Source organism: Flexithrix dorotheae DSM 6795 (assembly GCF_000379765.1).
Lineage (GTDB): Bacteria > Bacteroidota > Bacteroidia > Cytophagales > Flammeovirgaceae > Flexithrix > Flexithrix dorotheae.
The window spans coordinates 213,057-237,283 of record NZ_KB903476.1 but is presented as its reverse complement, the minus strand read 5'-3'; the positions used below and the strand labels follow the sequence as shown (position 1 = coordinate 237,283).

Here is a 24,227-nt window from a genome sequence, read left to right as displayed (position 1 = left end):
TTTAATTCTGCCCAACTACTTATTCCTACATATACAGTGGGAAAATGTCATTAATGATATACCAAATGCCTATTCCAATCCCGATGGCAAATGTAATAATGCCCAATGTGGTGAATAGCTTAAAAGAGAAGGAATTGAGAAACCCTCCCTTACTTTCTTCATTTTCAGATGATGACCTCTGCAGAAAATCGTAAACATTTTTCAGGTTGGTGGCAATTAACTGGCTGGAGGCTTCAGTACTTTCCATTTTCGCCAACAGAGATTTATTTACCCTTACCAGTTCATCAGTATCAAGGGTAGTAGCAGTTCCTACCGGAGTAGCAGTGACTACGGCATCTGAGGCGCCATTGCTATAGGCTTCCAGTTTGTTTATTCTGGAATCCATTTTTTCCAGATTGTCCCCAATTTCGTGTGTGAGGGAAAGTGTTTTCCTGGTGACTGCATCAATGCTATCGGCCTGTTTTTCTACCAAATCATTATTATTTCTAATGAACTGGCCTACACTTTTTAGCCCGGGTTCAAGCCCTTTTATATATTCAAAAACAGTTTGTAAGTCTTCGAATCTACTTAAAGTATCGCCAAGAGCTGAAGTCAGACTTTGCTGATAATTGGTGAATTCATTAGTAAAGGCTGCCAGGTTATATTTTAATGCCTTCATGTCTGTAGGCATAGATTTGTACGATTGGGGAACAAGGTTTAAGCGCACAAAATTGAGGTAGTCGTATAAGTCTCTGTCTTTTTGCTTTTTGGCTGTTTTGTAGGCCTGGTTGCTGAGTACAGTTAAAAACAAACCAAAAGCTGAGGCCACCATTCCTATTAAAACTCCACCAATAAAAGATTGAATGGCAGCATCACTTACATTGGAAATGGCAATTTTGATCAGACCAATAATTACCCCCGTGAAAGTTCCCAATAAACCAAGGTAAAGTGGCAGGGCAATAATCTGCTCAATGCCGTCCTCTATGGATTTCGTTTTCCTTTCGGCAATATTTTCCAAACCTGCATATCCTGCAGCTCCTTTGTTTCTCAGAATGTAATCATTCGTTGAATCAATTATTTCCAGAAACTCTTCACTGTAATTACCATCTTTCTGAATAAGGGCAACTTTTTGTGCCTCAGCAACAGCAGGATCTTTTTCTGCGTCTGTGGTTGATTCCTTAGGTTTCCCTGATAGGAAATCAAGGGTAAGTTTGTGGCCTGCTGGAAATATTTTTTTCAGGCCATTAATAGTAGAGATATTCCTGAAATACACTGATAACTGGGTTACCACAATGATGATAATAATACCCAATTCAATCCAAAAAAAAGGATCAGATAAATTCATAATTAAAAAAATTTGGTCTTAAGTTCTTTGAAAAAAATGCTAATATCGTTAAGGTTTCCTCCAAAAAAGGAGGCTTTTTGTAAGTTAAAACAGGCTAAAATGTAAGGTAATAATGTAAAATCGATGCTCTGAATAAGTATAAAAAATTAAGTTTGATTAAATATAAGAATAATTTAATCCCAAAAGCCTAGATAAAAAAATAATTTTTGTAATACCTGCCTAAATCATACCAAATTGATATTGATTCACAGTGACTTACGATAATTGAGGTCTAAAAGTTTGGAGAATTAGAGCAAACCTCCTGATACTCAATTCCTAAAAAAAGTGCTAAAAATAAAATTTCCCCAAATCTATTCAAATTGAAAATTTGGGGAAATTTTAGATGCTTACAACTGGACATTTGTGAAAATTAAGACGTAAAAATCTGTCACTTAATTTTGTCGAACATTAGTGTTTAATTAAAAATCAGTATCGGCTTCATCCAATTCTAATTCCTTAATCCAAATATTTCTATACAACACATGGTGTCCTTCTGCTTGTAATTTGATCCCTCCTGGCTGATCAGTAATGCCTTTTCCGCCATCATTTCCGCCATCAAGTCCTGAGTTTTCTCCTCCCCAAACCTGGTTAATGGTTTGATTGGTATGGGCTTTTTTCCCATTAAAATATAAAGTGACCATTGCTTTTTCTGATCTTTCTCCATCTTCAAACCTGGCTGCCCGGAAGACAATATCATAGGAATTCCATTTTCCTAATCCATTGTAAAGTTCATAAGGAGACTCTGTTTCATTAATTACTGCTCCCATTCCATGTTTGGTTTTATCTCCGTCCAACACCTGAATTTCATATCGGTTTTGCAAATAAACTCCACTGTTTCCACCTTCATCTTTTATGAAAAATTCAACATGTAACCTGAAGTCTTTATATTTTTTCTTGGTTACAATATCAGCTGCTCCGTAAACTCCTCCAGCTGCAGCGGGATCATTGCTATCCATAGCTGTTCCCTTGTCCACCGGGTCTTTCACAATCTCCCATTTTATAGGAAGTTCTGCAGCGAGCCTTGGCCCTTCCCAGTAAGTCCAGTTTTTATGAAGTGATTTTTTGGATCCATCAAAAAGTACTTTGGCATCTTTGGGAGCTTTTGTCCCTACACCAACCTGAGCTGAGGCACTGATAGTTAGGAATAGTCCGGCAACTATAGCGGAAAGGCGGGTTAGTTTAATTTTTTTTAATTTCATATTCAGGTATTATTAAAGTTTTTCGGAACTATGTGTTGATTGGCGCACTCTATTTTTTTAATTAGGACCATCCTTTTTGTTCCTTTAGTAATATGTTTTGTGGCCTAAATTTATGTAGAAATTATTTAAGGAAAAGTAAGTACCTGTACTTTTTTAATATTGAGATCCTTCACCTCAACATCAATCAGTTAAGGTATATGATGAGATCGTTACTTCTGTCCAACCACTGAAGCATGGGATTAAAGTTTTAGTTATTTAAAATCAGGTAGTTGTTCGCTCGCTCTTCTGCAAATCGTTGCCATATTTTGAAAATCCCTTCTTTATTTTAAATATCTTTGCAAAGAACACACATTTAATCAATAACAAAATTCAATAAACACAAATTACATCATTATGAGCACTGGATTTTTCAATGTTCCTGAACCGGTAAATGAACCCGTATTGAGCTATGCTCCGGGAAGTAAAGAAAAGAAAGAAATAAAGGCAAAACTGGCTGAATTGAGGGGAAAACAATTGGATGTCCCCATGTATATAGGGGGTGAGGAAATTAAAACCGACCGAAAATTACCAATGTCACCTCCGCACGATCATCAGCATATTTTGGGGTATTTTTCAGAGGGAGATGCCAGCCATGTAGAGCAGGCCGTAAATGCGGCTTTGGGTGCTAAAGATGCCTGGGAAGAAATGGCCTGGGAACAAAGAGCGGCTATTTTCTTAAAAGCTGCTGATTTAATAGCGGGTCCTTACAGAGCGGAAATAAATGCCGCTACCATGTTGGGGCAATCCAAAACAGTTTTTCAGGCAGAAATTGACTCCGCATGTGAAATTATAGATTTTCTGCGGTTTAATGTGCAATACATGACCCAGATTTATAGTGAACAACCTCAATCTGCGCCCGGAATCTGGAACAGGCTGGAACAAAGGCCACTGGAAGGCTTCGTATTTGCCATTACCCCATTCAACTTTACAGCCATTGCCGGAAATTTACCTGCTGCTCCTGCTTTAATGGGAAATACCGTAGTTTGGAAACCGAGCTATACCCAAATCTATTCTGCCAGAGTATTGATGGAAGTTTTTAAGGAAGCTGGTGTGCCTGACGGTGTAATTAACCTGATTTATGTAGATGGGCCAGTTGCCGGAGAAGTTATTTTCAATCACCCTGATTTTGCCGGATTGCATTTTACAGGAAGTACCGGAGTTTTCCAGCAATTGTGGAAAACCATTGGGAACAATATCCATAAATACAAAACCTATCCCAGAATTGTGGGGGAAACCGGTGGAAAGGATTTTGTTTTGGCGCATAAATCTGCTGATCCTCAAGAAGTCGCTACAGGTTTGATAAGAGGAGCATTTGAATTTCAGGGACAAAAATGTTCTGCAGCATCAAGGGCTTATATCCCGGCCAATATTTGGGAGGATGTAAAAAAATATATGCTGGCTGACCTGGAAGAAATAAAAATGGGCGGACCAGAGGATTTCACCAATTTCGTAACAGCTGTAATCGATGAAAGATCCTTCGATAAAATTGCCACATATATAGATGAGGCTAAGGCTTCTCCATTGGTGGAAGTGGTAGCTGGTGGCAATTATGATAAATCGAAGGGATATTTTGTAGAACCCACTATCCTGAAAGCAGAGGACAATCAGTACACTACCATGTGTGAGGAGATTTTTGGGCCGGTACTTACAGTCTATGTGTATGATACCGAGTTTTTTGAAGAGGCTATTTACATGGTAAATAATACTTCTCCTTATGCACTAACCGGGGCAATTTTCTCTAAAGACAGATACGCAATAGAATTGGCGACTAAAAAGCTGAAACATGCGGCTGGTAATTTCTATATTAATGATAAGCCAACCGGAGCTGTTGTAGGTCAACAGCCATTTGGAGGCTCCAGAGCTTCTGGGACAAATGACAAAGCAGGTTCTATGTTGAATCTCCTGAGATGGGTTTCCCCAAGAACCATAAAAGAAACATTTGTCCCCCCAACGGATTATAAATATCCATTTTTAGGGGAAGAATAATAAGTAAGTAAAAGTGGCAGGAAAGCATAATCGTTTTTGCCACTTTTTTTATTAAAATTATGAAAGATAAAATTGAAGTAATTACCACAGGGGATGGTTCAAGTAGTTTGTATAATCCACAGTTGGATGAAACTTATCATAGTTCTCATGGAGCCATAACTGAATCCCGACATGTATTTATTCAGGAAGGACTGGATTTTATTTATTCGGGGCAGGAGGAAATTAATATACTTGAGGTAGGTTTTGGTACAGGCTTAAATGCCATTCTGACTTTGGAAAAAGCTGAAACAATCAAAACAAAAATCAATTATGTTACGCTGGAGCTTTATCCATTGGAAATGAAATTGATCGATGAGTTGAATTATAAATCTTATTTCCCAAAAACTTTGCAGGAAAAGTATGAAGTATTGCATAAGGCCGATTGGGCAAAAGCAGTGGAAGTTACCCCAAATTTCACCCTGACGAAACTGGAAACCAGTCTGGAAAATTATGAAACTGACCAGTTATTCGATTTGGTTTATTTCGATGCCTTTGGTCCGAGAAAGCAACCTGAAATGTGGACTGCTGATTTTTTGGCTCAGGCCACAAAGCCCATGAAAAAAGGAGGTACTTTAGTGACTTATTGTGCCATGGGGCAGTTTCGCAGAGATTTAAAATCCCTTGGGTTAGCCGTAGAAAAAGTGCCTGGTCCTCCGGGAAAACGGGAAATGACTAGGGGAGTGAAAGTATAGTCGAGAAATTGAAATTTGCATTTATTTCCTATTGAAATTATCTTGACTTTATAATGGAAAATAAATCATTTTTTGATCGAATTAATGAATGGGTAAGGACCTCGGTTGGACTGAAAGTTTTTACCATTGCTTTTCTTGTACTCATCCTGCTTATTCCTGTTTCCATGGTGGAGGATTTAATCCGGGAAAGGGAGATTTACCAACAGGAAGTAATTTATGAAGTGAGTCAAAAGTGGGGGGAACATCAAACGGTTACAGCCATTGTCTTAAACATCCCCTATCATACTTTTAGTTCTGTAAAAAATGACGATGGAACTGAGAAAATTATAAAGGCTAAACATGTTGCTCATTTTTTACCCACCACCCTGAATATTTCCGGGGATATTAAACCCGAAAAGCGCTACAGGGGGATTTATGAGGTAGTGCTTTACAATTGTGATTTAGATATTGATGGGTTTTTCGATCGTCCAAATTTTAAAAAATTAAATATTGATCAACAAAATGTTGAATGGGATCAGGCAACTATTTCACTGGGCTTGAGTGATTTGCGCAGTATCCAAAATGATGTGCATATCAATTGGAATAATCTGGAACTGGAATTCGATCCGGGGGTGAAAGATAATGACGTGGTTCGTTCAGGTATTAGTACCACTGTTCCCGTGAATGATACTTTGACGCAATATAAATTTAAAGTAAATCTAAACTTTAATGGAAGTAGTGGCATCGGGTTCACACCTCTTGGGAAAGTAACCAAAGTAAATGTAACTTCAATTTGGTCAGAGCCTAAATTTGATGGAGCTTTTTTACCTGATAACAGAGAGGTGAATAATTCTGGTTTTACAGCAAACTGGGAAATACTGCATTTAAACAGAAACTATCCGCAAGAATTTACAGATGCACTGGGAAATGTAAGTTTGTCTGATTTTGGAGTAAGCCTGATCATGCCAGTGGATGAATATCAAAAGAATATGAGGTCAGTGAAATATGCAGTGATGTTCATTTCCCTTACTTTTTTAATCTATTTCTTTTCACAAATAAAAACCAGAATAAAAATACACCCAATTCAATACCTCATTGTTGGTTTGGCCTTATGCCTATTTTTCACCTTGTTGTTAGCACTGTCAGAACATATCAGTTTTGGTCCTGCTTATCTGGTGGCGAGTATTGCCATTATCGGGATGATTACAGCTTATTCTTATTTCATTTTTAAAGATAACCTGCTTACGAAAATCCTGCTGGGTATTTTAATCATGCTTTATGGTTTTATTTATGTGATTATTCAACTTCAGGATTATTCCCTACTGATAGGAAGTATAGGTTTATTTATCATTCTGGGAGTGATTATGTATCTATCCCGAAATATCGACTGGTATAATTACAATAGTGATTCTTCGGAGTAATGGTTTTTAAACTCAAGGTTACACTTCACTAACCCTTCCAGAAGGGTAGAAATTATTTCCCCCTCATTGAGGGGGCTAGGGGGAGGTTATTACAATCAACAAAAAAACAAATCATGCCATCAGAAGTAATCCTTGCGAATGCCATTCATTTTTTAGAGAGATTTCAACCTTTTAGTTTTTTGGGTGAGGTAGATTTAAGGGGACTTTGTCAGCATTTAAAAGTGCAGTATTTTGAAGAAGGTGAGATGATTTTTGTGGAAGGAATGTCTCCTGAAAAGGAGTTTTTCATAGTCCAAAAGGGAGCGGTGGATTTAGTGCAAAAAACTCAAAGTGGGGAAGAGGTTTTGGTGGATGTAGTGGGAGAAGGAGATATCATCGGGCTAAGGGCTTTTTTAGCAAAAGGTGCTTATGCTACCTCCTGCAGGGCTAAAGAGGATGTTTTACTTTATTTGTGTCCTTTTCATATTATAGCTGATTTGTTGGCAAGGCACCAGCAACTGGCATTGTTTGTCGCTACTCACTTTGCCGAAAAACTGATTATGCGTGCCGAAAAGCTACAAGAATTTACTACATGGCGTGGTGAAATTAATTCGGATCAATTAAATCCCAGGGCTGGTTATAGCGATTTCCAGCTTATTAATTCTAAAAAAACTGTTATAACCTGTTTGCCGGAAACTTCCATTAGGGATGCTGCAAGTTTAATGAACCAGCACCAAATTGGCTCACTTGTAGTAACGGATAAAGCCCAAAAACCTGTAGGTGTTATTACCGATGCCGATTTTAGAAGAAAAGTGGTGGGTGAAAACCTTGATGTCAATCAGGATATAATTGCAAATTGCATGAGTGCTCCTGCAATAACTATTTCCGAAAACCCCACCATTTCCAGTTTAATTTTAGCGATGGGAAAACATAAAATCCGGCATTTTGTAGTGACTGAAGATGGTTCGGCTCAAAGCAAGGTAACAGGCATTATTTCGGAAAGGGATATAGTAGTGGCTTTGGGAAATAATCCATTGGCTTTGATCAAGGAAATTCAACAAGCTACTGATGTTTCGACCTTGAAACTGACCAGGGACAAAGTGGAAAAATTGTTGACAAATTACCTCAAACAGGAAATTTCTGTGGGGTTTGTGACCAGTTTTATCACTGAGGTGAATGATGCACTCATTGCACGGGCCATTGATTTGGCAAAAAATGAATTGGCAGATAAGGGACTAGCTACACCATCAGAAGATTATTGCTGGCTTTCTCTTGGTAGTGAAGGCAGAAAAGAACAATTGCTAAGAACGGACCTGGACAATGCCTTACTTTTTTTCAATCCTCATGAGGATGAATCTGTGGCTTCTTACTTTCAGGAACTTGGGAAAAATGTGGTGGACATATTGGTAAAATGTGGCTTTCAGAAATGTCCTGGTGAAATAATGGCGAGTAATCCCAGGTGGTGTGTTTCCCTGAAGCAATGGAAAACTTATTTCAATGAGTGGATTTTAGAACCTGATCCAAATGCTTTAATGCATGCGAATATTTTTTTCGATTTCAGAGCTGTACAGGGGGAAAAAGCACTTGCTGAAGATTTAAAATCCCATGTTTTTGCTTTGATAAAAATGGCAAAATCTTTTTTGAATTTCTTTGCGGGAAATGCGCTTCAAAATCCTCCACCATTGAGTTTGTTCAGAAACTTTGTAGTTGAAAAGAAAGGGGAACACCTGAATGAATTTGATATAAAAGCCAGGGCAATGATGCCAATTTCTGATGGTGCAAGAATTTTGGCTTATTATGATGAAATTCGGGCAGAAAGTACCATGGAAAGACTGGATGCGCTTGCCCGTTTAGAGGAAAATCAGGCAGGACTTTTTGAGGAATTGAAAATGGCATATGGCATGTTGGTGAGACTTAGGGCCTTACATGGACTGAGAAATAATAATTCGGGAAGGTATATTGATATTGGAAATTTGAATAAGTTGGAAAGGCAGAACCTGAAGCATATTTTTAAAACTATTGGGGAGTTTCAGACTTTGATTCGAGTGAGGTTTCAAACTGACTTGTTGAGGTGAGTTTTGGTAAAAGAGTAGTTTTCCTTAAAAATAGATCATGAAATTATTGGATTATTTCCGGAGGAGGAGGGTGGAAAGGAAGTGTGAGGATGGAGAAATGCCTGCTTTTATTTGTAATTATTTTAAAGGCCAGAAAAAGGAGAATACCAGAAGTAATATTGAAAAGGCTCATCTTGTGGTGTTTGATACCGAGACCACCGGATTGGATACCCTTAAAGACAGAATTATTTCCATTGGGGCAGTGAGAATTAAAGCGGGAAGGATAAATGTTGGAGAATCTGCGGAATGGAAGGTAAAACAGCATGTTGGACTTAAAGCTGAGGGAATTAAAATCCATGGAATTTTAAAAAAAGAGTTGGATGAAGGTATGGAAGAGTCCGAAGTATTGAAACAATTCCTGCAATTTATTGAGGGAAGTATTTTAGTGGCTCATCATAGTGCATTTGATGTTGCCATGATCAATAAAGCACTAAAAAGACATTTTCAAATTAAGTTGTGGAATAAAAGTATTGATACTGCCTGGCTTGCTCAAAGACTGGAAGAGGGGAAAATTGAAAAACCTCTGTCTAATAAGGCAAATTATTCCCTGGATAAACTTTGTGAAAAACATCATGTTCCTGTTTTTGAAAGACATAATAGTGCTGGTGATGCCTATTTAACAGCAGTATTGTTTTTAAAATTAATGAAACTGGGCAGAAGAAGAGGACTAAAAACTATTGCGGATTATTGTTAAATAAATTTTGATTGAAACTCAATTAATAACTGCATAATTTTCTTTTGAACTTTTATTTTTTTTGATAAATTTAAATACAAACCCTTTATTTTTGGATTGGGCCCTTGGGTTGTTTTTTTACCATCATAACTAAACTTCTTTTACATTTTTGTCACGGTTTTTTTTAGTGTATTTGATGCACTAAAATTTTTCTAGTCTCTTATTATCAAATTATTCATTGGAATTAGAATATTATGCGAAAGTTATTTTTAGTGATACTTAGTAGTTTATTTATTTTGGTTTCCTGCGAAAAGGAAAAAAAGACCCCTGTGAAAATCAAATTATCCTCGGCAAAATCTACACAACTTACGGAGGCAGATAAAGATAGTATTCAGTTGAAATCTGCCACTTTTATAAAGAGTTTTGAACAACTGATGAATCAAATTTCTGATCCTGAATTAGCTAAGGAAAAGCGAAAAGAAATTATTAAAAAAAGTTATACAAGTAGCAATTCTCAAATTTTTCAGGATGCCGATGTGATTATTGAAGATGATATTGATCCTGGTTATACCAATGGGTCGGCAGAGGAAAAGAATGTGAAGGTTGAGCGATATCTCAATGACCTTGATCTTTTTTATGATAAATTGGATGAAGCAACCATTTCCTTTACCAATATACAGCCATCGGAAGTGATTGAAAATGAATATGTGTTTTTGGCCATTTATTTTGAAAGCGAATTCAGAAGTCAAAACATTACTATTGATAAACCTTATGAAAAAAGCCAGCGTGTGGCGACCGTTAAAGCAGAGAAAGTCAATGGAGATTGGGAGCCCAAAATCGTAAGTGTAGGATTTTACAAGCCTGAAGTGCATACTATGTTCGATGAAGATAATCTTCAGCAAGAAGTGGTGGCCACTCAACCTTAAAAGTTGCAATTGTTAGTGGATTTTTTCAATTAAAATATTTTAAGAATAAGGAAGTGTTGCTGGGTTGAAATTCAGGTAATCTTCCTATTTTTGCGGCATGGACGAAAGATACAATCAAAGAGGCGTTTCCGCTTCAAAAGAAGATATTCATCAGGCAATCAAAAACATTGATAAAGGGCTTTTCCCAAAAGCATTTTGCAAAATTGTGCCTGATTTTTTGAGTGGTTCTGAGGATCATTGTTGTGTGATGCATGCGGATGGAGCTGGAACAAAATCATCACTTGCCTACATGTATTGGAAAGAAACCGGTGACATTTCGGTGTGGAAAGGAATTGCCCAGGATGCCATCATTATGAATGTGGATGATCTGCTTTGTGTGGGAGCGACAAATGAAATGCTGGTATCTTCTACCATTGGCAGAAATAAAAATCTGATTCCCGGAGAAGTAATTTCGGCTATTATCAATGGCACTGAAGAGATTTTGGAAATGCTAAGAGGCTTTGGTTTGCCTATTTATAGTACAGGGGGGGAAACTGCTGATGTTGGAGATTTGGTAAGAACCATCATTGTGGACTGTACGGTCACTTCCAGAATGAAAAGGAAGGATGTGATTGACAATGCCAATATCCAGGCAGGTGATGTGATTGTGGGACTGGCTTCCTATGGCAAGGCTAATTACGAAACGGAATACAATGGGGGAATGGGTAGTAATGGCTTAACTTCTGCCCGACATGATGTATTTGGGAAATATTTGGCTGAAAAATATCCTGAAAGTTTTGACCCTAATGTACCTTCAGACCTGGTTTATTCTGGTACTAGGAAACTGACTGAGAAGATTAATGAAGTGCCTGTTGATTTGGGCAAATTAGTTTTGTCCCCAACCAGAACTTATGCACCAATTATTAAAAAATTGTTGGATGAGTTCAGGTCAGAAATTAATGGGATGGTACATTGCAGCGGTGGAGCACAAACTAAAGTACTTCATTTTGTGGATGACCTGCATATTATTAAAGATAATTTGTTTCCCTGTCCTCCATTATTCAGGATTATTCAGGAGGAAAGTAATACTTCCTGGAGTGAAATGTATAAGGTTTTTAATATGGGACACCGAATGGAAATTTATGTGAATGAGGAAATTGCTGAAGATATTATTGATATCTCTGAAAGGTTTGGGGTAGAAGCCCAGGTTATAGGAAGAGTGGAGGCTTCAGAAGGAAAAAAGGTAACGGTGAAAAGTGAGTTTGGAGAGTTTGTTTACTGAAAAACTTACGATGGGTTTTTCCAGTCCTGATGCCTTAAAGTTAGAAAAATATTCTTTTAGATAATTACCAAAAAAGCAGCTCTAAAGCTGCTTTTTTGGTTTCTGTGAATTTAATATTAATAGTAAATCAAAATTCACTGTTTGTAATTGCTTGATATGGATGTTATTAAAAGATTCCAGAACTTAATCCTTCACTTCTTCAAAATCCACATAATCTCCTTTATCGAAAGAATTTCTTTTCTTATTGGGAATATGAATTTCCATTCCATTTTCCCGCTTGGTATGAAATTGTTGTTTTCTTCTTTGTCGTTTAAATTCTTGTTGATGTACATCTTTCCCGGAAAACCAGCCCGCCACTCTATAAATAAATCCCCAGAATCTGGCGACTATGTAAATAACTAAAATGGAAATAATTAAAAATTTGAAAAACATAATTACTTGTGCTTTTTTACAAATATCTATTAATTAGCTGAGACCAGCATGGTGGCGAAAGCTTTTTTTAAAGGATGATTTATTTATAATCTAAATTTTAACCTTAAAATAATGGAGTTCTAACATAGAACATCACTTATTTGAATAACATTTTGGGATAATTAGGTGTTTTTTCCTTTTTCCATTCGATGAAAAAGAACGAAAAAATCTCTGTCTTCAAAGAGGTTTTCCAAGAAAAAAAATTCATGATCTGGAAAGTTTTCCCACTAAGGACTAGAGATAGATTTTCAGTACCTTTCACATTAGTCCACACTATTTTGAAGACATTTTCCTTTAAACATTATTTTTTAAGCAAAAGCAATTAAAAGCATATTTACATTTTTAAAATTAAAATATAAAGGTTTGAGAATTAAAGAGTTAATTCGGGTGAGAACGAAAATCTGGCGGGGAGGTGCTATGGACATAAGAGAGGAACAGCTCCACTGCGGGCTAAGATTTTCTTGATTTTTTGACGGTCGGCCGCAGCCGTTCGTTTTTTATCTGGAAACAATGACCATAATAATTCTATATATTTATTAGTATAAAATTCCTTCTATTGTAAAACATTGAAATAAGTAGTAATTCAACATTAACTGTGTATTACTTTGCTATAAAAGACTGATAGTGAGATTACTTTTTCTCGGAAATAATTGAATACGGTGTGGAGCACCCGTTGTGGAGCACTGGTGCTTCAAGTTTTATTAAATAAATTCTGACTTCAAAGTAAAAAAATAAAAAAGCCTGCCGATTTAAAATCAGCAGGCTTTTTTATACAATTATCCATCTCCTTTCTAACCTATCTACTTAAGTATAAGTTTCTTTCAGAGTAAATTTGATAGAAAAACTCATCTCTTAAATCATCTATGAAATAGATGGCTTCACCAGTAGATTTCATTTCCGGACCTAATTGTTTGTTTACATTAGGGAATTTGTTAAAAGAGAATACCGGGATTTTAATGGCATAACCTTTTTTGGTTGGTTTAAAATCAAAATCAGTAACCTTCTTATCTCCCAACATCACCTTAGTTGCGTAATTTACATACGGCTCACCATAGGCTTTACAAATGAAAGGAACAGTTCGGGATGCTCTTGGATTAGCCTCAATGATATATACTTTGTCGTCTTTTATGGCAAATTGTATATTCAAAAGACCTACCGTATCAAGCGCCAGGGCGATTTTTCGGGTATAATCCTCAATCTGATGGATGATTAAGTCCCCAAGGTTGTATGGAGGTAATACGGCATAAGAGTCACCAGAGTGAATTCCGGCAGGCTCAATGTGCTGCATGATACCGATGATGTAAACATTTTCTCCATCACAAATGGCATCTGCTTCAGCTTCGATTGCCCCATCAAGGAAATGATCTAACAGAATTCGGTTGTTAGGTATTTTCTTTAATATATCTACCACATGCTCTTCCAATTCTTCCTCATTGATCACAATCTTCATGCTTTGTCCTCCAAGCACGTAAGAAGGTCTTACCAATAGAGGGAAGCCGATTTCCTTGCAAGCTTCAAGTGCTTCATCAGCATTTTCTGCTACACCAAACTCTGGATAAGGAATGTCATTTTTCTTCAATAAATCGGAGAAACTTCCTCTGTCTTCAGCAAGGTCCAGCGCTTTATAACTGGTACCGATAATCTTCACGCCATATCTTTCCAGTTTTTCAGCAAGTTTAAGAGCGGTTTGTCCTCCAAGCTGAACAATTACACCTTCTGGTTTTTCATGTTCAATTATTTCATAGATATGCTCCCAGAATACCGGCTCAAAATATAATTTATCAGAAATATCAAAATCTGTGGAAACAGTTTCAGGGTTACAGTTGATCATAATGGTTTCGTAACCAGCTTCTTTTGCGGCTAGCACACCATGCACACAACAATAGTCAAATTCAATTCCCTGACCAATTCTGTTTGGTCCTGCTCCTAATACAATGATTTTCTTTTTGTCAGAAGAAACTGATTCATTCTCTTCATCGAAAGCAGAATAATAATATGGCGTTTGTGCTTCAAATTCTGCTGCACAGGTATCAACAAGTTTCCACACCCTGTTGATTCCCATAGATTTCCTTTTATTATAAACTTCGCTTTCCAGGCAATGAAGCAGGTGAGCAATTTGCCTGTCGGCATATCCTTTTTGCTTTGCCAATCGCATCAATTCTTCCGGAATACTTTCCAGGGTATATCCTTTTATTTCCTGCTCCAAATGAACCAGTTCTTCAATTTGGTTCAGGAACCACTTGTCAATCTTGGTAAGTTTGAAAATGGTTTTTCTGGAAATACCCAGTTTTAGCGCATCATATATTCTGAAAATTCTGTCCCAGCTCGGGTGCTCCAATGAATCAAGGATTTGTTCCTGTTTGGTCCATTCCCTGCCATCGGCTCCCATTCCATTTCTGTTAATTTCCAGTGACTGACAGGCTTTTTGCAGGGCTTCCTGGAAATTTCTACCAATTCCCATTACCTCTCCCACGGCCTTCATCTGAAGTCCTAATTTTCTGTCAGCTCCAACAAATTTGTCGAAATTCCATCTTGGTATTTTTACAATTACATAATCAAGTGTAGGTTCGAAGAATGCAGAAGTACTTCCTGTAATTGCATTTTTAAGTTCGTCAAGGTTATATCCTATGGCTAATTTGGCGGCAATTTTTGCAATAGGATATCCTGTTGCTTTTGAGGCCAGAGCCGAAGATCTAGAAACCCTTGGGTTGATTTCAATTCCCACAATTGAATCGTCTTCCGGGTTAACGGCAAACTGCACATTACAACCTCCGGCAAATTTACCAATACCATTCATCATTTTAATGGCAAGGTCCCGCATGTGTTGGTAAACGGTATCTGGAAGGGTCATGGCAGGTGCAACTGTAATAGAGTCACCAGTATGCACACCCATAGGATCGAAATTCTCAATTGAGCAGATAATGATCACATTTCCAGCTCCATCTCTCAATAACTCCAACTCATATTCTTTCCATCCTAAAATACTTTGCTCAATGAGTACTTCATGAACAGGACTGGCATGTAAACCTCTGGTAAGAGCGGTTTCAAATTCTTCTTTATTATGTACAAATCCGCCACCGTAGCCTCCAAGCGTGAAGGAAGGACGGATAACCAACGGGAATCCAATTTCCTGGGCAATTTCTTTTCCTTCTAAAAATGATTTTGCAGTTCGCCCTTCGCATACATTTACGTTCAACTCAAGCATTTTCTTTCTGAATAGCTCTCTGTCTTCCGTAGTTTGTATAGCATTGATATCTACACCGATGATTTCAACTCCAAAATCTTCCCAAATTCCTGCTTCCTGGCAATCAATAGCGAGGTTTAATGCAGTTTGTCCTCCCATGGTGGGTAGCACTGCATCAATTTTATGCTTTTTGAGGATTTCAATAATGTATTTTTTCTCGAGAGGCTTGAGGTAAATATTATCAGCAGTTACACTGTCTGTCATGATAGTTGCAGGATTCGAGTTAATTAAGGTAACTTCAATCCCTTCTTCTCTCAATGATCTGGCAGCTTGTGACCCTGAATAATCGAATTCGCAAGCCTGACCAATAATGATTGGTCCACTTCCTATAATTAAAACTGATTTTAATTCTTTATTTCTCGGCATATTCTGGAATGAATTTGTATTTACAAATTGGGGTAAGCCCAAATTGTCTGCAAAGGTAGGAGGTAAGATTTGCTTTTAAAAGCCAATAAGTGAATTAAAGTGTAAATCCTGATATAAGTAAAAATAAAGGGGTGTTAAAGGAAAAAGTTGATTGCTGGTTTTGTATGGGTAATAATGGTTTTTTATTTTAAAATTTTACAAAAAAAATAATGATAGAATAAAATTCTATCATTTTATTCCATTCGAATATTATTAATTCCCTCTGGCTCCTGTAATCTTCCTGATTACTTCTTTGAATTGTCCTAATCTGTATTCTTCCTGCATATTTGTTGTGTAAGAAAAAGATGAGGTAATAATTGAGTTTCAAATAGAAGAAAATAAATATGAGGTCAGTGAATTTGAGTTAGAGCGTGTTTAAAATTTAGGTTTTCAAGCGAAAACGTCCAGTTTTGAGTTCTCACGAAAAAAGAAAATTTTTGAATAGCAGCGCTATTTGGAAATTTTATTTTGAAGTGAGGTTTCATAAATGGGCGTTTGCAGCGAAACAGTTAAAATTTAAACATGCTCTTAATGAGATTTTGGGAAAATTAAAGAAATAGGAATTTATAGTTTGGGTTTTTAGTTTTCGTAATGGTAAAAGTGGGTATCCTTGATGCCCACTTTTCTTTATTTATTCATTTCCAAAATGAATTCAGGAGTAACGGGATCACCTTTGAAAAAATCACCTCTTTTCCCTTTGCTTAATGCCCACCTGTCCAGCCAGGAGATTCCCCAGTCTCCGAATTTTGTTACTTCTTCCTGATAGGCCGTGTCAGTAAGTACAGTTTCCTGGGATACAAATTCATACTGGTGTTTTTGAAACATTTCCACCAATTCATCCATATAATGTGCATTGAGTAAACTGGCATGGACCAGTAAAGTTTGTGCTATATTTCTGCCAAATAAATTGGTTGACATGTTTTCGTAGAATATTAATTTCTCCTCCATGTAATCGATATAGTTTTCCCCAATGCGTTTCATGAGTTCAGAATCCTGATTTTTATAAGCCATGCTATAAGCCTTGGCGAAGAGATAATCCTCATTATCGATAGTGACTGGAGCTTCAGTATAATTATTTTCCGCGAGGAATTTTTTCAGGGAATCAGTATGTTCTTTATCCAACCCACTTCTCAAATAAGGATGCCGGAAATACTTTACTTTCGTGTTATATTTTTTGGCCAGTTTCTTAGTTACTTTTTCACCTTTTATAATATCCTCGGTGAATTCCTGGAAAGTAACTTTGTGGTAGTTCAGGTGTGAGTAAGTATGGTTGCCAAATTCCAGTCCATTTTCCAACCATAATTCCAATAATTCAACTTTGGATTGATTCAGTTTTCCGTTCGGATATAATTTCCTTTCATTTACATACCCAATGGCAGGAATGCTGTTTTTGGTGAATGTATCAATCAATTTTTGAGTTATTTCCAAATCATGATCCTTGCTTTGAAGGGCATAAGGAACAGTGGGCAAATCATCTACGGTGATACAAACTTGCTTTTTTTGAGCGATAGCGTTGGTAAAAATAGCAATTAATAAGACACTAAGCAGGATTTTCATTTGAGTTGAAAGTTTAAATGTTTAAAATCAACTTAAAGTTACGTTATGAAAATTTAGAAACAGGTAAAATTTTTCCTTTTGTGGAATAAAAAAAACCGAACAAAATCATGTCCGGTTTTAAGGATTAATCTGAAAGACTTATGAGGAAATCCAGATGATTGTTAGGTATTTTTAAAATTTTGATTGGTATTCACAATTACTATTCTATAGATGACAGGTTTGATCCTGCCAATACTTTTAAGGCTAAGGCCAGTGTCCTTACTTTTGCCCCATCTTTTCCTTCTCCTTCAATCATGACTGTATAAATTCCGGCAGCAATTTCCTTTTCCGCACTGATTTCTATTTTTGCTGGTGTTTCAAAGGAGATTGGAGTAATCACCTTCACATTTAGCCCTTCCGGAAGAGATCCGATTTTTAGACTAAAATCTGCTTTTTTGTAGAATTTTGAGGCTAATACTTTTATTTCTTTCTCCTGGGTTTCTCCTGCTTTCAATTCGATATTGTAATCTTCCAGCGTTAATTTAATGCCATCTTTTACACTCATTTTCTGTGCCTGGACGGCAAAAGAGAAAATTAATAAAATGAAGGGTAATACAAATTTTAGATTTTTCATGAGTATCAGGGTTTTTCAATCGTTCCGGAGAAATTGTGCTAACCATCCGTATATAACATGCTAACCATCCGTATATAACAATGATGATCTCTAAACCTTCGGATTCAAAATTGAATTGAAGAAAATTTATTCACTGAAAACAAAAGAAAAGTCATAATTTCAAAAATGCTTATAAATGTCTCTGAAGGCGGGTTTTTGGCATGAAATGAACAGATATGTCATCATTGGAATTTTTCTGGCACGAACGGATCGGGCTAACCGAAGAGGTTTCCAATAAATTTTATGATTTGCCAACTGATGAAAAGGCATAAAAACAACAATGCTAAAAATGCAAAAACAACGATTAAGATTATGTTTTTTCCGCTACCCTGGTATTTCCCTTTTTCGAGGTGGTCTTTTAACAATTTGTAATTTCTGGTGTTGGCTTTGAAGGCAAAATCGAACAGGTCTCCAATGAAGGGAATTGAACCAATAAGAAAATCAAGGAAAATATTGCCCAGCATCATAATGGCAAGTTTTCCACTTATTTTATATTTCACTGAGGAAATGACCAACAAGCCAGAAATACATAAAGTAATAAAATCACCAATTCCGGGAATGAGGCCCAGGATGGGATCAAGCCCGAATTTGAAACCCAGCACAGGAAACCGGAAGGAACTATCCATCACTTTGGTGATATTTTCAATCCATTTGATTTCCTGAAAATTATTTTCCTGAGTTGGCTTATCCACAAAAGTTGTGTTTTTAATTTTCCTTTCTTCAATTTTACGAATTTTCATTAAATAACTTCATTATTGTGAATTATATTTAGCTGATTTTTGAGATAACCTGAAAGGAGATGAGAAAACTGGAAATGCACGAATTGGAGAGAATTTCTGTAGAGGAATTCAAATCGAAAGAAAAAAATCCTATAGTTTTAGTGTTGGATAATGTGCGTAGTATGAATAACGTAGGTTCGGCATTTAGAACTGGTGATGCTTTTTGTGTAGAAAAAATTTGTTTATGTGGAATCACCGGAAAACCTCCACACAGGGATATTAATAAAACTGCACTTGGAGCAACTGATTCAGTAGATTGGGAACATTTTGAAACTACCGTGGGCGCATTGGAGAAATTGAAAAAGGAGGGCTATAAAATAGCGGTAATAGAGCAGGTGGAAGGTGCTGTTTCTCTTGAGAATTTCCAGTTGGAAACCGGGGATAAATATGCACTGGTTTTTGGAAATGAGGCATTTGGTGTAGAGGATGAAGTATTACCCCATGCCGATTTTTGCCTGGAAATTCCACAGTTTGGCACCAAGCATTCTTTAAACATTTCGGTGAGTATTGGGGTGGTGCTGTGGCATATGGTTCGGCAAATTTTATAATAACAGAAGAATTTTTTAATCTAAAATGAATGGAATGGTAAATTCAAAATTCCTGAGACTATTTGTTGGTTTTGCTACTCTCTTCATTTTGGGCGGGTTTAAATATCTGCCAGATGAAAATATTAAGCTGGAGTATGATATAATCAAAGGGAAAAACAAAATTGGGGAATTAAATGCCACCCAAAAAAGGATAGGAGATGAAATGATTTATGCTATTGATAGCAAAGTAGTCATTTCCTTTTTGTTTGAATTGAATATTCAGTTTAAATATGATAGTAAATTCGAAAAAGATTACCTGACCTGGTCAGATTTCAGTAATATGACCAATGATAAGGAAAGAGAGTCAACTGAAATTACCTGGGAAAAACACAGGTACAAAGTGAAAACAGATAAAAAAGAGTCCTACCTCAGTAAATCCCAAATCGCCTATACACTTTCTAAAATGTATTTTAAAGAACCAGTTGGGAAGACTATGGTTTTCTCCGAGCGGTTTGCCGAATATCTTACAATTTCGGAAATTGAGGCCCATGTATATGAACTCACACTTCCTGATGGAAAGAAAAATATTTATACGTTTGAAAATGGAATTTGTAAGGAAGTAAAAGTTGATCATACTCTTGCCACCTTTTACTTTAGGTTAAAAAAGTAGCCTTACTGATTTTTTTAGTAAATGGTAGTCAGGTTTTGGTAATATTGTTCTTCTGCCTTTAAAATAGATTTCACAAGGTTTTTGGTTAGCCTGATATTTTTTTTTCTCAACCTTCTTTGAACTGTACCGGCAATATTACTGGTATTGATAATACATTTCTGAGTGTAGGTTAAGGTATTGTAATAATTGGCCTTTTCCCTGAGTACCTCAAAAATTTCATTGATGGAGATCAGACTTCTTAATGGGGTAGAAAGATTTCTGAAAGTATTTAGTGCGGTGTTTTCCTGGGTGTTAATTGCAGTGTTCATAATTTAATTGTTTTAGTGAAGACTGCTACTAAATAAATGGCGGAAACCGTAAGGGATTTACGGAGCTGAAAAAATTTCAGGAAATTACATTTACACTCCAGATAATCCAGCCATAAAAGCCAAACCTTATAAATCGCACACTTGCAAACTTGAAGTACTTTAAATAACTGTAATTTAGAGAGCCGGATAAAGTGCTGACTAAGGCAAAGGGGAGTGGGGTGACTGCGGAAATCAGGATAAGAAATCCTCCATATTCATCATAATATTTCAGGTATTTTCTTGCGGTATTGCTTTTTAAAACTCTTTGCATTAAAAAAGTATTGCTCAGTGTTTTTCCTGCTACAAATGCCAGAATGCCTCCGAAATAGGAAATCAGGGTAAGTAGCATTATTTTCTCAATAAATAAAATGATATTTTCTTCCAATGCCCAAATCATGAAAAATTCCGGGGGAATAAGCCCCATAAATGTTTCTGATAGAAAGAAAAGGCTATACACAAGAAAAGGTTTATCAGAAAGGGGCTCAAAAAACTCTTCGAGATATTCATTAATATAAGTTTTTGCCAATAGGAAAATAAGGATAATAAAAAGGAAACTCAAAAAACCTTTTCCTAAAGCCTTATAAATAAACCTTTTCTTTGCCTTATCCATAATTAGTTATACAGGTGCTGAATTATGGCTAAATGTAATACCATTTCTGGATAGTTCATCCAAAACAGGATTGTAAATCTCTGGGGTGATGGGAATATGAACACCTGAGAGATTAATCTTGTCGGTAAGAATAAGCTTAGTGGCAATGCCAAGTGGCAAACCAACTGTTTTTGCCATGGCTGTATTTACGGCATCATCCCCGATCACCACCACGGAAGAAGTTTTTCGCTGTTTTATCCCTTTCTGTTCAAAAATAAACTGATGCCACATGACGATCATGTCTTTGTCGTTAGGCTGCAAGGTCCATTTCTTTTCTAAAATATGTTGAAGGATCTGCGCTGGTGTAGCATTTTTCAGCCCTACTTTTGTATGCTCAAAAATCCCGAGCCATTGTAATTTCTCAATAATTGGCGAATCCTGGTCGAGGTGCAGATAATGCATCAATTTCAATTCCACCGAATCGTGCGGATTGTAACTGAGAAAAGAATTTATAAAATCTCTGTGGGTCATATTTTCAGAACCTTCCATAATGTAGGAATCGTCAGTAGCGCCTAATTTCACAAAAACATCCCAGGCTCTGCAAAATCCGGGTCTTCTCAAAGTACCTCTGTAAATAGTGGGAATTCCCCCAAGATTATAGACGTCCAGGTATTTTAAGGAATCCCGGTTGGCATAGCCTTCAAATCTTCCATAACCCTCAATTTCAATGATTTCAGTTCTTCGGAAAAGCCTGTGATAGGGAATATATTTAAACTGTCCTTCCTGAATAAATTTCACTGTTCCCTGCCCTGCTAAAACTACATTCCGGGGATTCCAGGTAAATTTATAATTCCAGGGATTATTGTCACTTTCCGGAGCAACCAACCCTCCTGTAAAAGATTCAAAATTTAGCATTCTTCCACCTCCATTCCTGATTTCATCAATTTCTTTCATAGCGGAAAGGTGATCCAGGCCGGGGTCCAGTCCAATTTCATTTAATAATAAAACGCCATTTTCTTTCGCTTCCTTTTCCATGGCTTTTATTTCAGGAGAAACGTAGGAGGCAGTCACCAGATGTTTCTTGTGTTTTAAGCAAGAAGTAGCTACAATGGGATGAAATCTGGCTGGGAGCATGGAAATTACCAAATCCACATCCTGAATTTCCTGCTCTCGCTGTTGCTCATTATTGACATCGAATTTGATAATATTTACATTGGCACTCCCCACTTTGCTTTTCACCATTTCAGTATCCTGATCCCCAATGGTGAGCTGCCATTGATGTACCTGGCTTTGTTCTAATAAATATTTTATGAGAACAGAAGCTGAGCGCCCAGCTCCAATAAGAAAGATTTTTTTAGACATGTGTTGTTGTTTTGAACTCTGGATACTCCTGGCATATGGAGTTTCCGGAATTTTGGTTAATGAATGTGTGAGTTAATTATATTGGTGATAGATTCAGGTATCTGATTAATGTTTCCCATTGGCCTGGGTTGATTCAGTGAGATACTTAATCTTTGCCATAAATTCCTCCTTGGACTGATCATATTCCGGAGTAAGACTTTTCTTTTCGGGAAAATCCTCCACATGTAAAGTAGAAGTAGGAAAGGCAAATCTCACATTTAATTTTTCAGCCAATTTGATAATTTCCAGCATAACTTCTCCTCTGGATTGTAATTCTTCTGTCCAGGTGGGAACTGCAAAAAATATGTAAAAAAGAATATCCAGTGAAGATGCTCCAAAGGTATTTAAATGGATTTCATAATAGTCTTTTCTTGTTTTAGGATGCTTGATAACAATTTGTTTAAGGCCTTCAATAAACACTTCAATAAGATCGGGTGGTGTGTCATAAGTAATAGCAATTGAAGTTCTAAACCTTCTGTAAACACGCATTCCCATATTATCTACCGTCATATCCGCAATATTTCCATTGGGAATGGAAACTACCGAATTATGGAAAGTCCGAATTCGGGTAGACCGGAAACCCACTTCTTCCACGGTCCCGTCAACTCCTTCAGAAACAATCCAGTCACCAATGGTGAAAGGGCGATCAATAAATATCATGAGTGAACCAAATAAGTTTTTGAGCGTATCCTGAGCTGCCAGAGCAAAAGCCAAACCTCCGATTGATATACCTGCTAATATTCCCGTGATGTCAAATTCGAGGTTTTGGAGGATAAATAAACCTCCTCCCACAATTACAAATAATTTGAGTGATTTTCGGAGAAGAGGAACAATCTGGTCATCCAGTGAAGTTTCGGTTTTTTTGGTAGCTTTTTCAAGATAAAAGCAAAAAACATCAATGAGCCTGTAAACCACTACAATAGCGAAAAATGGTTGTAGAGCTCGCATGAATTTAATGATGTATTGCGATAAAGTAATTGGAAACTGCAGGATTGGGAAAACCAGTGAGGCAAAAATGATAATGACTAAGAAACTTAAAGGTTTGGCGACCGGAGCAATAAATTTATTGGCAATCTGATCGCCCTTAAATTTGATTAACAGTCTTAGAATTAGTTTCTCAAATATAAATGTGAATATTTTGTGGCCAATAAAGCAGAAAAAAATGATTAGCCAAAGACCGATATGTTGCCATAAATAAAGCCCTAAATACTTTTTGCTGGTGAGTTTCCCCTTTTTTCCCAGTTTATTGGCAATCTCTAATAATTCACTGGTTCCGTAAGGATAAATTTCTTCGTGTATTTCATCAATTTTTGAAACGGTATACCTTGAATAAAGCCATTTGTTTCCCACTTTACTCAGGTAAATTTGGGGAAAAGCAGCAACTACTGTATAAGTATTCTGATTATTTTTTAAGGTATCCCTATAATTCGGATCGTAAGGAACCATATCCGTGTCAATATAGTGGCCTGATCCATCATAAATTTGTTTGAGCTTAATCGTTAGTGCTATCAATTCTTCCTGGGAAACTTCGGTACCATCGAGTGCTTTAGCAGAAAGTTCGGGATTATAAGATTCATCCTGAAGGAATTTTAATTGAGTTATTACACTGGCCTGAGGGGAGGAGAGGTCAACATTTCCGGAATCCTTTTGGGCAAAAACTGGCTGAACCAAGCCTCCTAAAATAAAAATTAGAAATAAAATGCGTGAATAATTGGTCATCTCTTAAATTGAATTTTTTTTAAAATTACCTATTCAAAATTGAATTAAAGGGCATTTTTTTAAGAAATTAAAAAAGATTTTTCAGTTTTTTTTCTAATCCTCTCCTTGATATACCATATAATTAAATTCTTACCGTTCTAAATGGAATTAATAAAGATAATTAGTAATAATTTTAGGATTTCTGTACATAATGGT

Annotated in this window: 20 protein-coding genes; 9 read left to right on the top strand and 11 right to left on the bottom strand. The window is 36.6% G+C overall.

All coding sequences use genetic code 11. The annotated features are described in order from the left end of the window. Nucleotides 1–25 precede the first annotated feature (25 nt). Together A3EM_RS0131520 and A3EM_RS0131510 are read right to left on the bottom strand one after the other, a co-directional pair. The gene (locus A3EM_RS0131520; RefSeq protein WP_020532253.1) at nucleotides 26–1,324 is read right to left on the bottom strand and encodes a MotA/TolQ/ExbB proton channel family protein; all 1,299 of its coding nucleotides are present in this window, start codon (nucleotides 1,322–1,324) and stop codon (nucleotides 26–28) included. Nucleotides 1,325–1,782: 458 nt separating this feature from the next. Beyond that, a complete protein-coding gene (locus A3EM_RS0131510; protein ID WP_020532251.1) occupies nucleotides 1,783–2,562 on the bottom strand; it encodes a 3-keto-disaccharide hydrolase in 780 nt (259 codons plus the stop codon). A 393-nt stretch (nucleotides 2,563–2,955) separates the two neighbouring features. On the opposite strand from A3EM_RS0131510, the gene pruA reads away from it, so the two are divergent. The 7 genes from pruA to A3EM_RS0131475 all read left to right on the top strand — a co-directional run bounded on the left by pruA (nucleotide 2,956) and on the right by A3EM_RS0131475 (nucleotide 11,671). Further along, complete coding sequence (gene pruA, locus A3EM_RS0131505; RefSeq protein WP_020532250.1) at nucleotides 2,956–4,587, top strand: L-glutamate gamma-semialdehyde dehydrogenase; 1,632 nt, start codon at nucleotides 2,956–2,958, stop codon at nucleotides 4,585–4,587. A gap of 59 nt (nucleotides 4,588–4,646) precedes the next feature. Then, nucleotides 4,647–5,318 (top strand): tRNA (5-methylaminomethyl-2-thiouridine)(34)-methyltransferase MnmC2, encoded by a 672-nt coding sequence (mnmC2, locus tag A3EM_RS0131500; protein ID WP_020532249.1) that lies wholly within the window; start codon nucleotides 4,647–4,649, stop codon nucleotides 5,316–5,318. A 53-nt stretch (nucleotides 5,319–5,371) separates the two neighbouring features. Next, the gene (creD, locus tag A3EM_RS0131495) at nucleotides 5,372–6,718 is read left to right on the top strand and encodes a cell envelope integrity protein CreD (RefSeq protein ID WP_020532248.1); all 1,347 of its coding nucleotides are present in this window, start codon (nucleotides 5,372–5,374) and stop codon (nucleotides 6,716–6,718) included. A gap of 113 nt (nucleotides 6,719–6,831) precedes the next feature. Next, nucleotides 6,832–8,772, top strand: coding sequence for a DUF294 nucleotidyltransferase-like domain-containing protein (locus A3EM_RS0131490; protein ID WP_020532247.1), 1,941 nt, complete (start codon nucleotides 6,832–6,834; stop codon nucleotides 8,770–8,772). Nucleotides 8,773–8,809: 37 nt separating this feature from the next. Further along, on the top strand, nucleotides 8,810–9,505 hold the full coding sequence (locus tag A3EM_RS0131485) for a 3'-5' exonuclease (protein WP_020532246.1): 696 nt from the start codon (nucleotides 8,810–8,812) through the stop codon (nucleotides 9,503–9,505). A 233-nt stretch (nucleotides 9,506–9,738) separates the two neighbouring features. Continuing rightward, nucleotides 9,739–10,410, top strand: coding sequence for a hypothetical protein (locus A3EM_RS0131480; protein ID WP_157638187.1), 672 nt, complete (start codon nucleotides 9,739–9,741; stop codon nucleotides 10,408–10,410). 97 nt (nucleotides 10,411–10,507) lie between these two features. After that, nucleotides 10,508–11,671 (top strand): AIR synthase related protein, encoded by a 1,164-nt coding sequence (locus A3EM_RS0131475; RefSeq protein ID WP_020532244.1) that lies wholly within the window; start codon nucleotides 10,508–10,510, stop codon nucleotides 11,669–11,671. Nucleotides 11,672–11,854: 183 nt separating this feature from the next. Here the strand turns inward: A3EM_RS0131475 and A3EM_RS0131470 are convergent, their stop codons facing one another. From A3EM_RS0131470 to A3EM_RS0131445, 5 genes are all read right to left on the bottom strand, one after another. Further along, nucleotides 11,855–12,103 carry a DUF4834 family protein gene (locus A3EM_RS0131470; protein WP_020532243.1) on the bottom strand — a complete coding sequence of 83 codons (249 nt, stop codon included), beginning with the start codon at nucleotides 12,101–12,103 and terminating at the stop codon, nucleotides 11,855–11,857. A gap of 835 nt (nucleotides 12,104–12,938) precedes the next feature. Further along, a complete protein-coding gene (gene carB, locus A3EM_RS0131465) occupies nucleotides 12,939–15,752 on the bottom strand; it encodes a carbamoyl-phosphate synthase large subunit (protein WP_020532242.1) in 2,814 nt (937 codons plus the stop codon). A gap of 666 nt (nucleotides 15,753–16,418) precedes the next feature. Next, nucleotides 16,419–17,348 carry a polysaccharide deacetylase family protein gene (locus A3EM_RS0131455; RefSeq protein ID WP_020532240.1) on the bottom strand — a complete coding sequence of 310 codons (930 nt, stop codon included), beginning with the start codon at nucleotides 17,346–17,348 and terminating at the stop codon, nucleotides 16,419–16,421. Nucleotides 17,349–17,547: 199 nt separating this feature from the next. Further along, the gene (locus A3EM_RS0131450; protein WP_020532239.1) at nucleotides 17,548–17,961 is read right to left on the bottom strand and encodes a hypothetical protein; all 414 of its coding nucleotides are present in this window, start codon (nucleotides 17,959–17,961) and stop codon (nucleotides 17,548–17,550) included. Nucleotides 17,962–18,215: 254 nt separating this feature from the next. After that, nucleotides 18,216–18,740 carry a DUF4112 domain-containing protein gene (locus A3EM_RS0131445; RefSeq protein ID WP_020532238.1) on the bottom strand — a complete coding sequence of 175 codons (525 nt, stop codon included), beginning with the start codon at nucleotides 18,738–18,740 and terminating at the stop codon, nucleotides 18,216–18,218. Between the two features lie 59 nt (nucleotides 18,741–18,799). Between A3EM_RS0131445 and A3EM_RS0131440 the strand changes: the two genes are divergently transcribed. Further along, a complete protein-coding gene (locus tag A3EM_RS0131440) occupies nucleotides 18,800–19,327 on the top strand; it encodes an RNA methyltransferase (RefSeq protein ID WP_020532237.1) in 528 nt (175 codons plus the stop codon). A gap of 34 nt (nucleotides 19,328–19,361) precedes the next feature. After that, nucleotides 19,362–19,976: a DUF6134 family protein gene (locus A3EM_RS46455; RefSeq protein WP_157638186.1), complete on the top strand. Its 615-nt coding sequence runs from the start codon at nucleotides 19,362–19,364 to the stop codon at nucleotides 19,974–19,976. A 14-nt stretch (nucleotides 19,977–19,990) separates the two neighbouring features. On the opposite strand, the gene A3EM_RS0131430 is transcribed toward A3EM_RS46455, so the two are convergent. The 4 genes from A3EM_RS0131430 to A3EM_RS0131415 form a co-directional block, all read right to left on the bottom strand. Next, entirely contained in the window at nucleotides 19,991–20,284 is a 294-nt protein-coding gene (locus A3EM_RS0131430) for a hypothetical protein (RefSeq protein WP_020532235.1), read from the bottom strand. Between the two features lie 76 nt (nucleotides 20,285–20,360). Beyond that, nucleotides 20,361–20,933: a hypothetical protein gene (locus tag A3EM_RS0131425; RefSeq protein WP_020532234.1), complete on the bottom strand. Its 573-nt coding sequence runs from the start codon at nucleotides 20,931–20,933 to the stop codon at nucleotides 20,361–20,363. 6 nt (nucleotides 20,934–20,939) lie between these two features. Beyond that, the gene (locus A3EM_RS0131420) at nucleotides 20,940–22,274 is read right to left on the bottom strand and encodes a saccharopine dehydrogenase family protein (protein WP_020532233.1); all 1,335 of its coding nucleotides are present in this window, start codon (nucleotides 22,272–22,274) and stop codon (nucleotides 20,940–20,942) included. Between the two features lie 105 nt (nucleotides 22,275–22,379). Continuing rightward, nucleotides 22,380–24,032 carry a mechanosensitive ion channel family protein gene (locus A3EM_RS0131415; protein ID WP_020532232.1) on the bottom strand — a complete coding sequence of 551 codons (1,653 nt, stop codon included), beginning with the start codon at nucleotides 24,030–24,032 and terminating at the stop codon, nucleotides 22,380–22,382. Nucleotides 24,033–24,227: the final 195 nt, after the last annotated feature.

What these genes read in the sequence shown, in the direction of transcription:
- A3EM_RS0131520 (WP_020532253.1), bottom strand. Translation starts at nt 1,324, where the DNA reads ATGAATTTATCTGATCCTTTTTTTTGGATTGAATTGGGTATTATTATC.
- A3EM_RS0131510 (WP_020532251.1), bottom strand. Translation starts at nt 2,562, where the DNA reads ATGAAATTAAAAAAAATTAAACTAACCCGCCTTTCCGCTATAGTTGCC.
- pruA (WP_020532250.1), top strand. Translation starts at nt 2,956, where the DNA reads ATGAGCACTGGATTTTTCAATGTTCCTGAACCGGTAAATGAACCCGTA.
- mnmC2 (WP_020532249.1), top strand. Translation starts at nt 4,647, where the DNA reads ATGAAAGATAAAATTGAAGTAATTACCACAGGGGATGGTTCAAGTAGT.
- creD (WP_020532248.1), top strand. Translation starts at nt 5,372, where the DNA reads ATGGAAAATAAATCATTTTTTGATCGAATTAATGAATGGGTAAGGACC.
- A3EM_RS0131490 (WP_020532247.1), top strand. Translation starts at nt 6,832, where the DNA reads ATGCCATCAGAAGTAATCCTTGCGAATGCCATTCATTTTTTAGAGAGA.
- A3EM_RS0131485 (WP_020532246.1), top strand. Translation starts at nt 8,810, where the DNA reads ATGAAATTATTGGATTATTTCCGGAGGAGGAGGGTGGAAAGGAAGTGT.
- A3EM_RS0131480 (WP_157638187.1), top strand. Translation starts at nt 9,739, where the DNA reads ATGCGAAAGTTATTTTTAGTGATACTTAGTAGTTTATTTATTTTGGTT.
- A3EM_RS0131475 (WP_020532244.1), top strand. Translation starts at nt 10,508, where the DNA reads ATGGACGAAAGATACAATCAAAGAGGCGTTTCCGCTTCAAAAGAAGAT.
- A3EM_RS0131470 (WP_020532243.1), bottom strand. Translation starts at nt 12,103, where the DNA reads ATGTTTTTCAAATTTTTAATTATTTCCATTTTAGTTATTTACATAGTC.
- carB (WP_020532242.1), bottom strand. Translation starts at nt 15,752, where the DNA reads ATGCCGAGAAATAAAGAATTAAAATCAGTTTTAATTATAGGAAGTGGA.
- A3EM_RS0131455 (WP_020532240.1), bottom strand. Translation starts at nt 17,348, where the DNA reads ATGAAAATCCTGCTTAGTGTCTTATTAATTGCTATTTTTACCAACGCT.
- A3EM_RS0131450 (WP_020532239.1), bottom strand. Translation starts at nt 17,961, where the DNA reads ATGAAAAATCTAAAATTTGTATTACCCTTCATTTTATTAATTTTCTCT.
- A3EM_RS0131445 (WP_020532238.1), bottom strand. Translation starts at nt 18,740, where the DNA reads ATGAAAATTCGTAAAATTGAAGAAAGGAAAATTAAAAACACAACTTTT.
- A3EM_RS0131440 (WP_020532237.1), top strand. Translation starts at nt 18,800, where the DNA reads ATGAGAAAACTGGAAATGCACGAATTGGAGAGAATTTCTGTAGAGGAA.
- A3EM_RS46455 (WP_157638186.1), top strand. Translation starts at nt 19,362, where the DNA reads ATGGTAAATTCAAAATTCCTGAGACTATTTGTTGGTTTTGCTACTCTC.
- A3EM_RS0131430 (WP_020532235.1), bottom strand. Translation starts at nt 20,284, where the DNA reads ATGAACACTGCAATTAACACCCAGGAAAACACCGCACTAAATACTTTC.
- A3EM_RS0131425 (WP_020532234.1), bottom strand. Translation starts at nt 20,933, where the DNA reads ATGGATAAGGCAAAGAAAAGGTTTATTTATAAGGCTTTAGGAAAAGGT.
- A3EM_RS0131420 (WP_020532233.1), bottom strand. Translation starts at nt 22,274, where the DNA reads ATGTCTAAAAAAATCTTTCTTATTGGAGCTGGGCGCTCAGCTTCTGTT.
- A3EM_RS0131415 (WP_020532232.1), bottom strand. Translation starts at nt 24,032, where the DNA reads ATGACCAATTATTCACGCATTTTATTTCTAATTTTTATTTTAGGAGGC.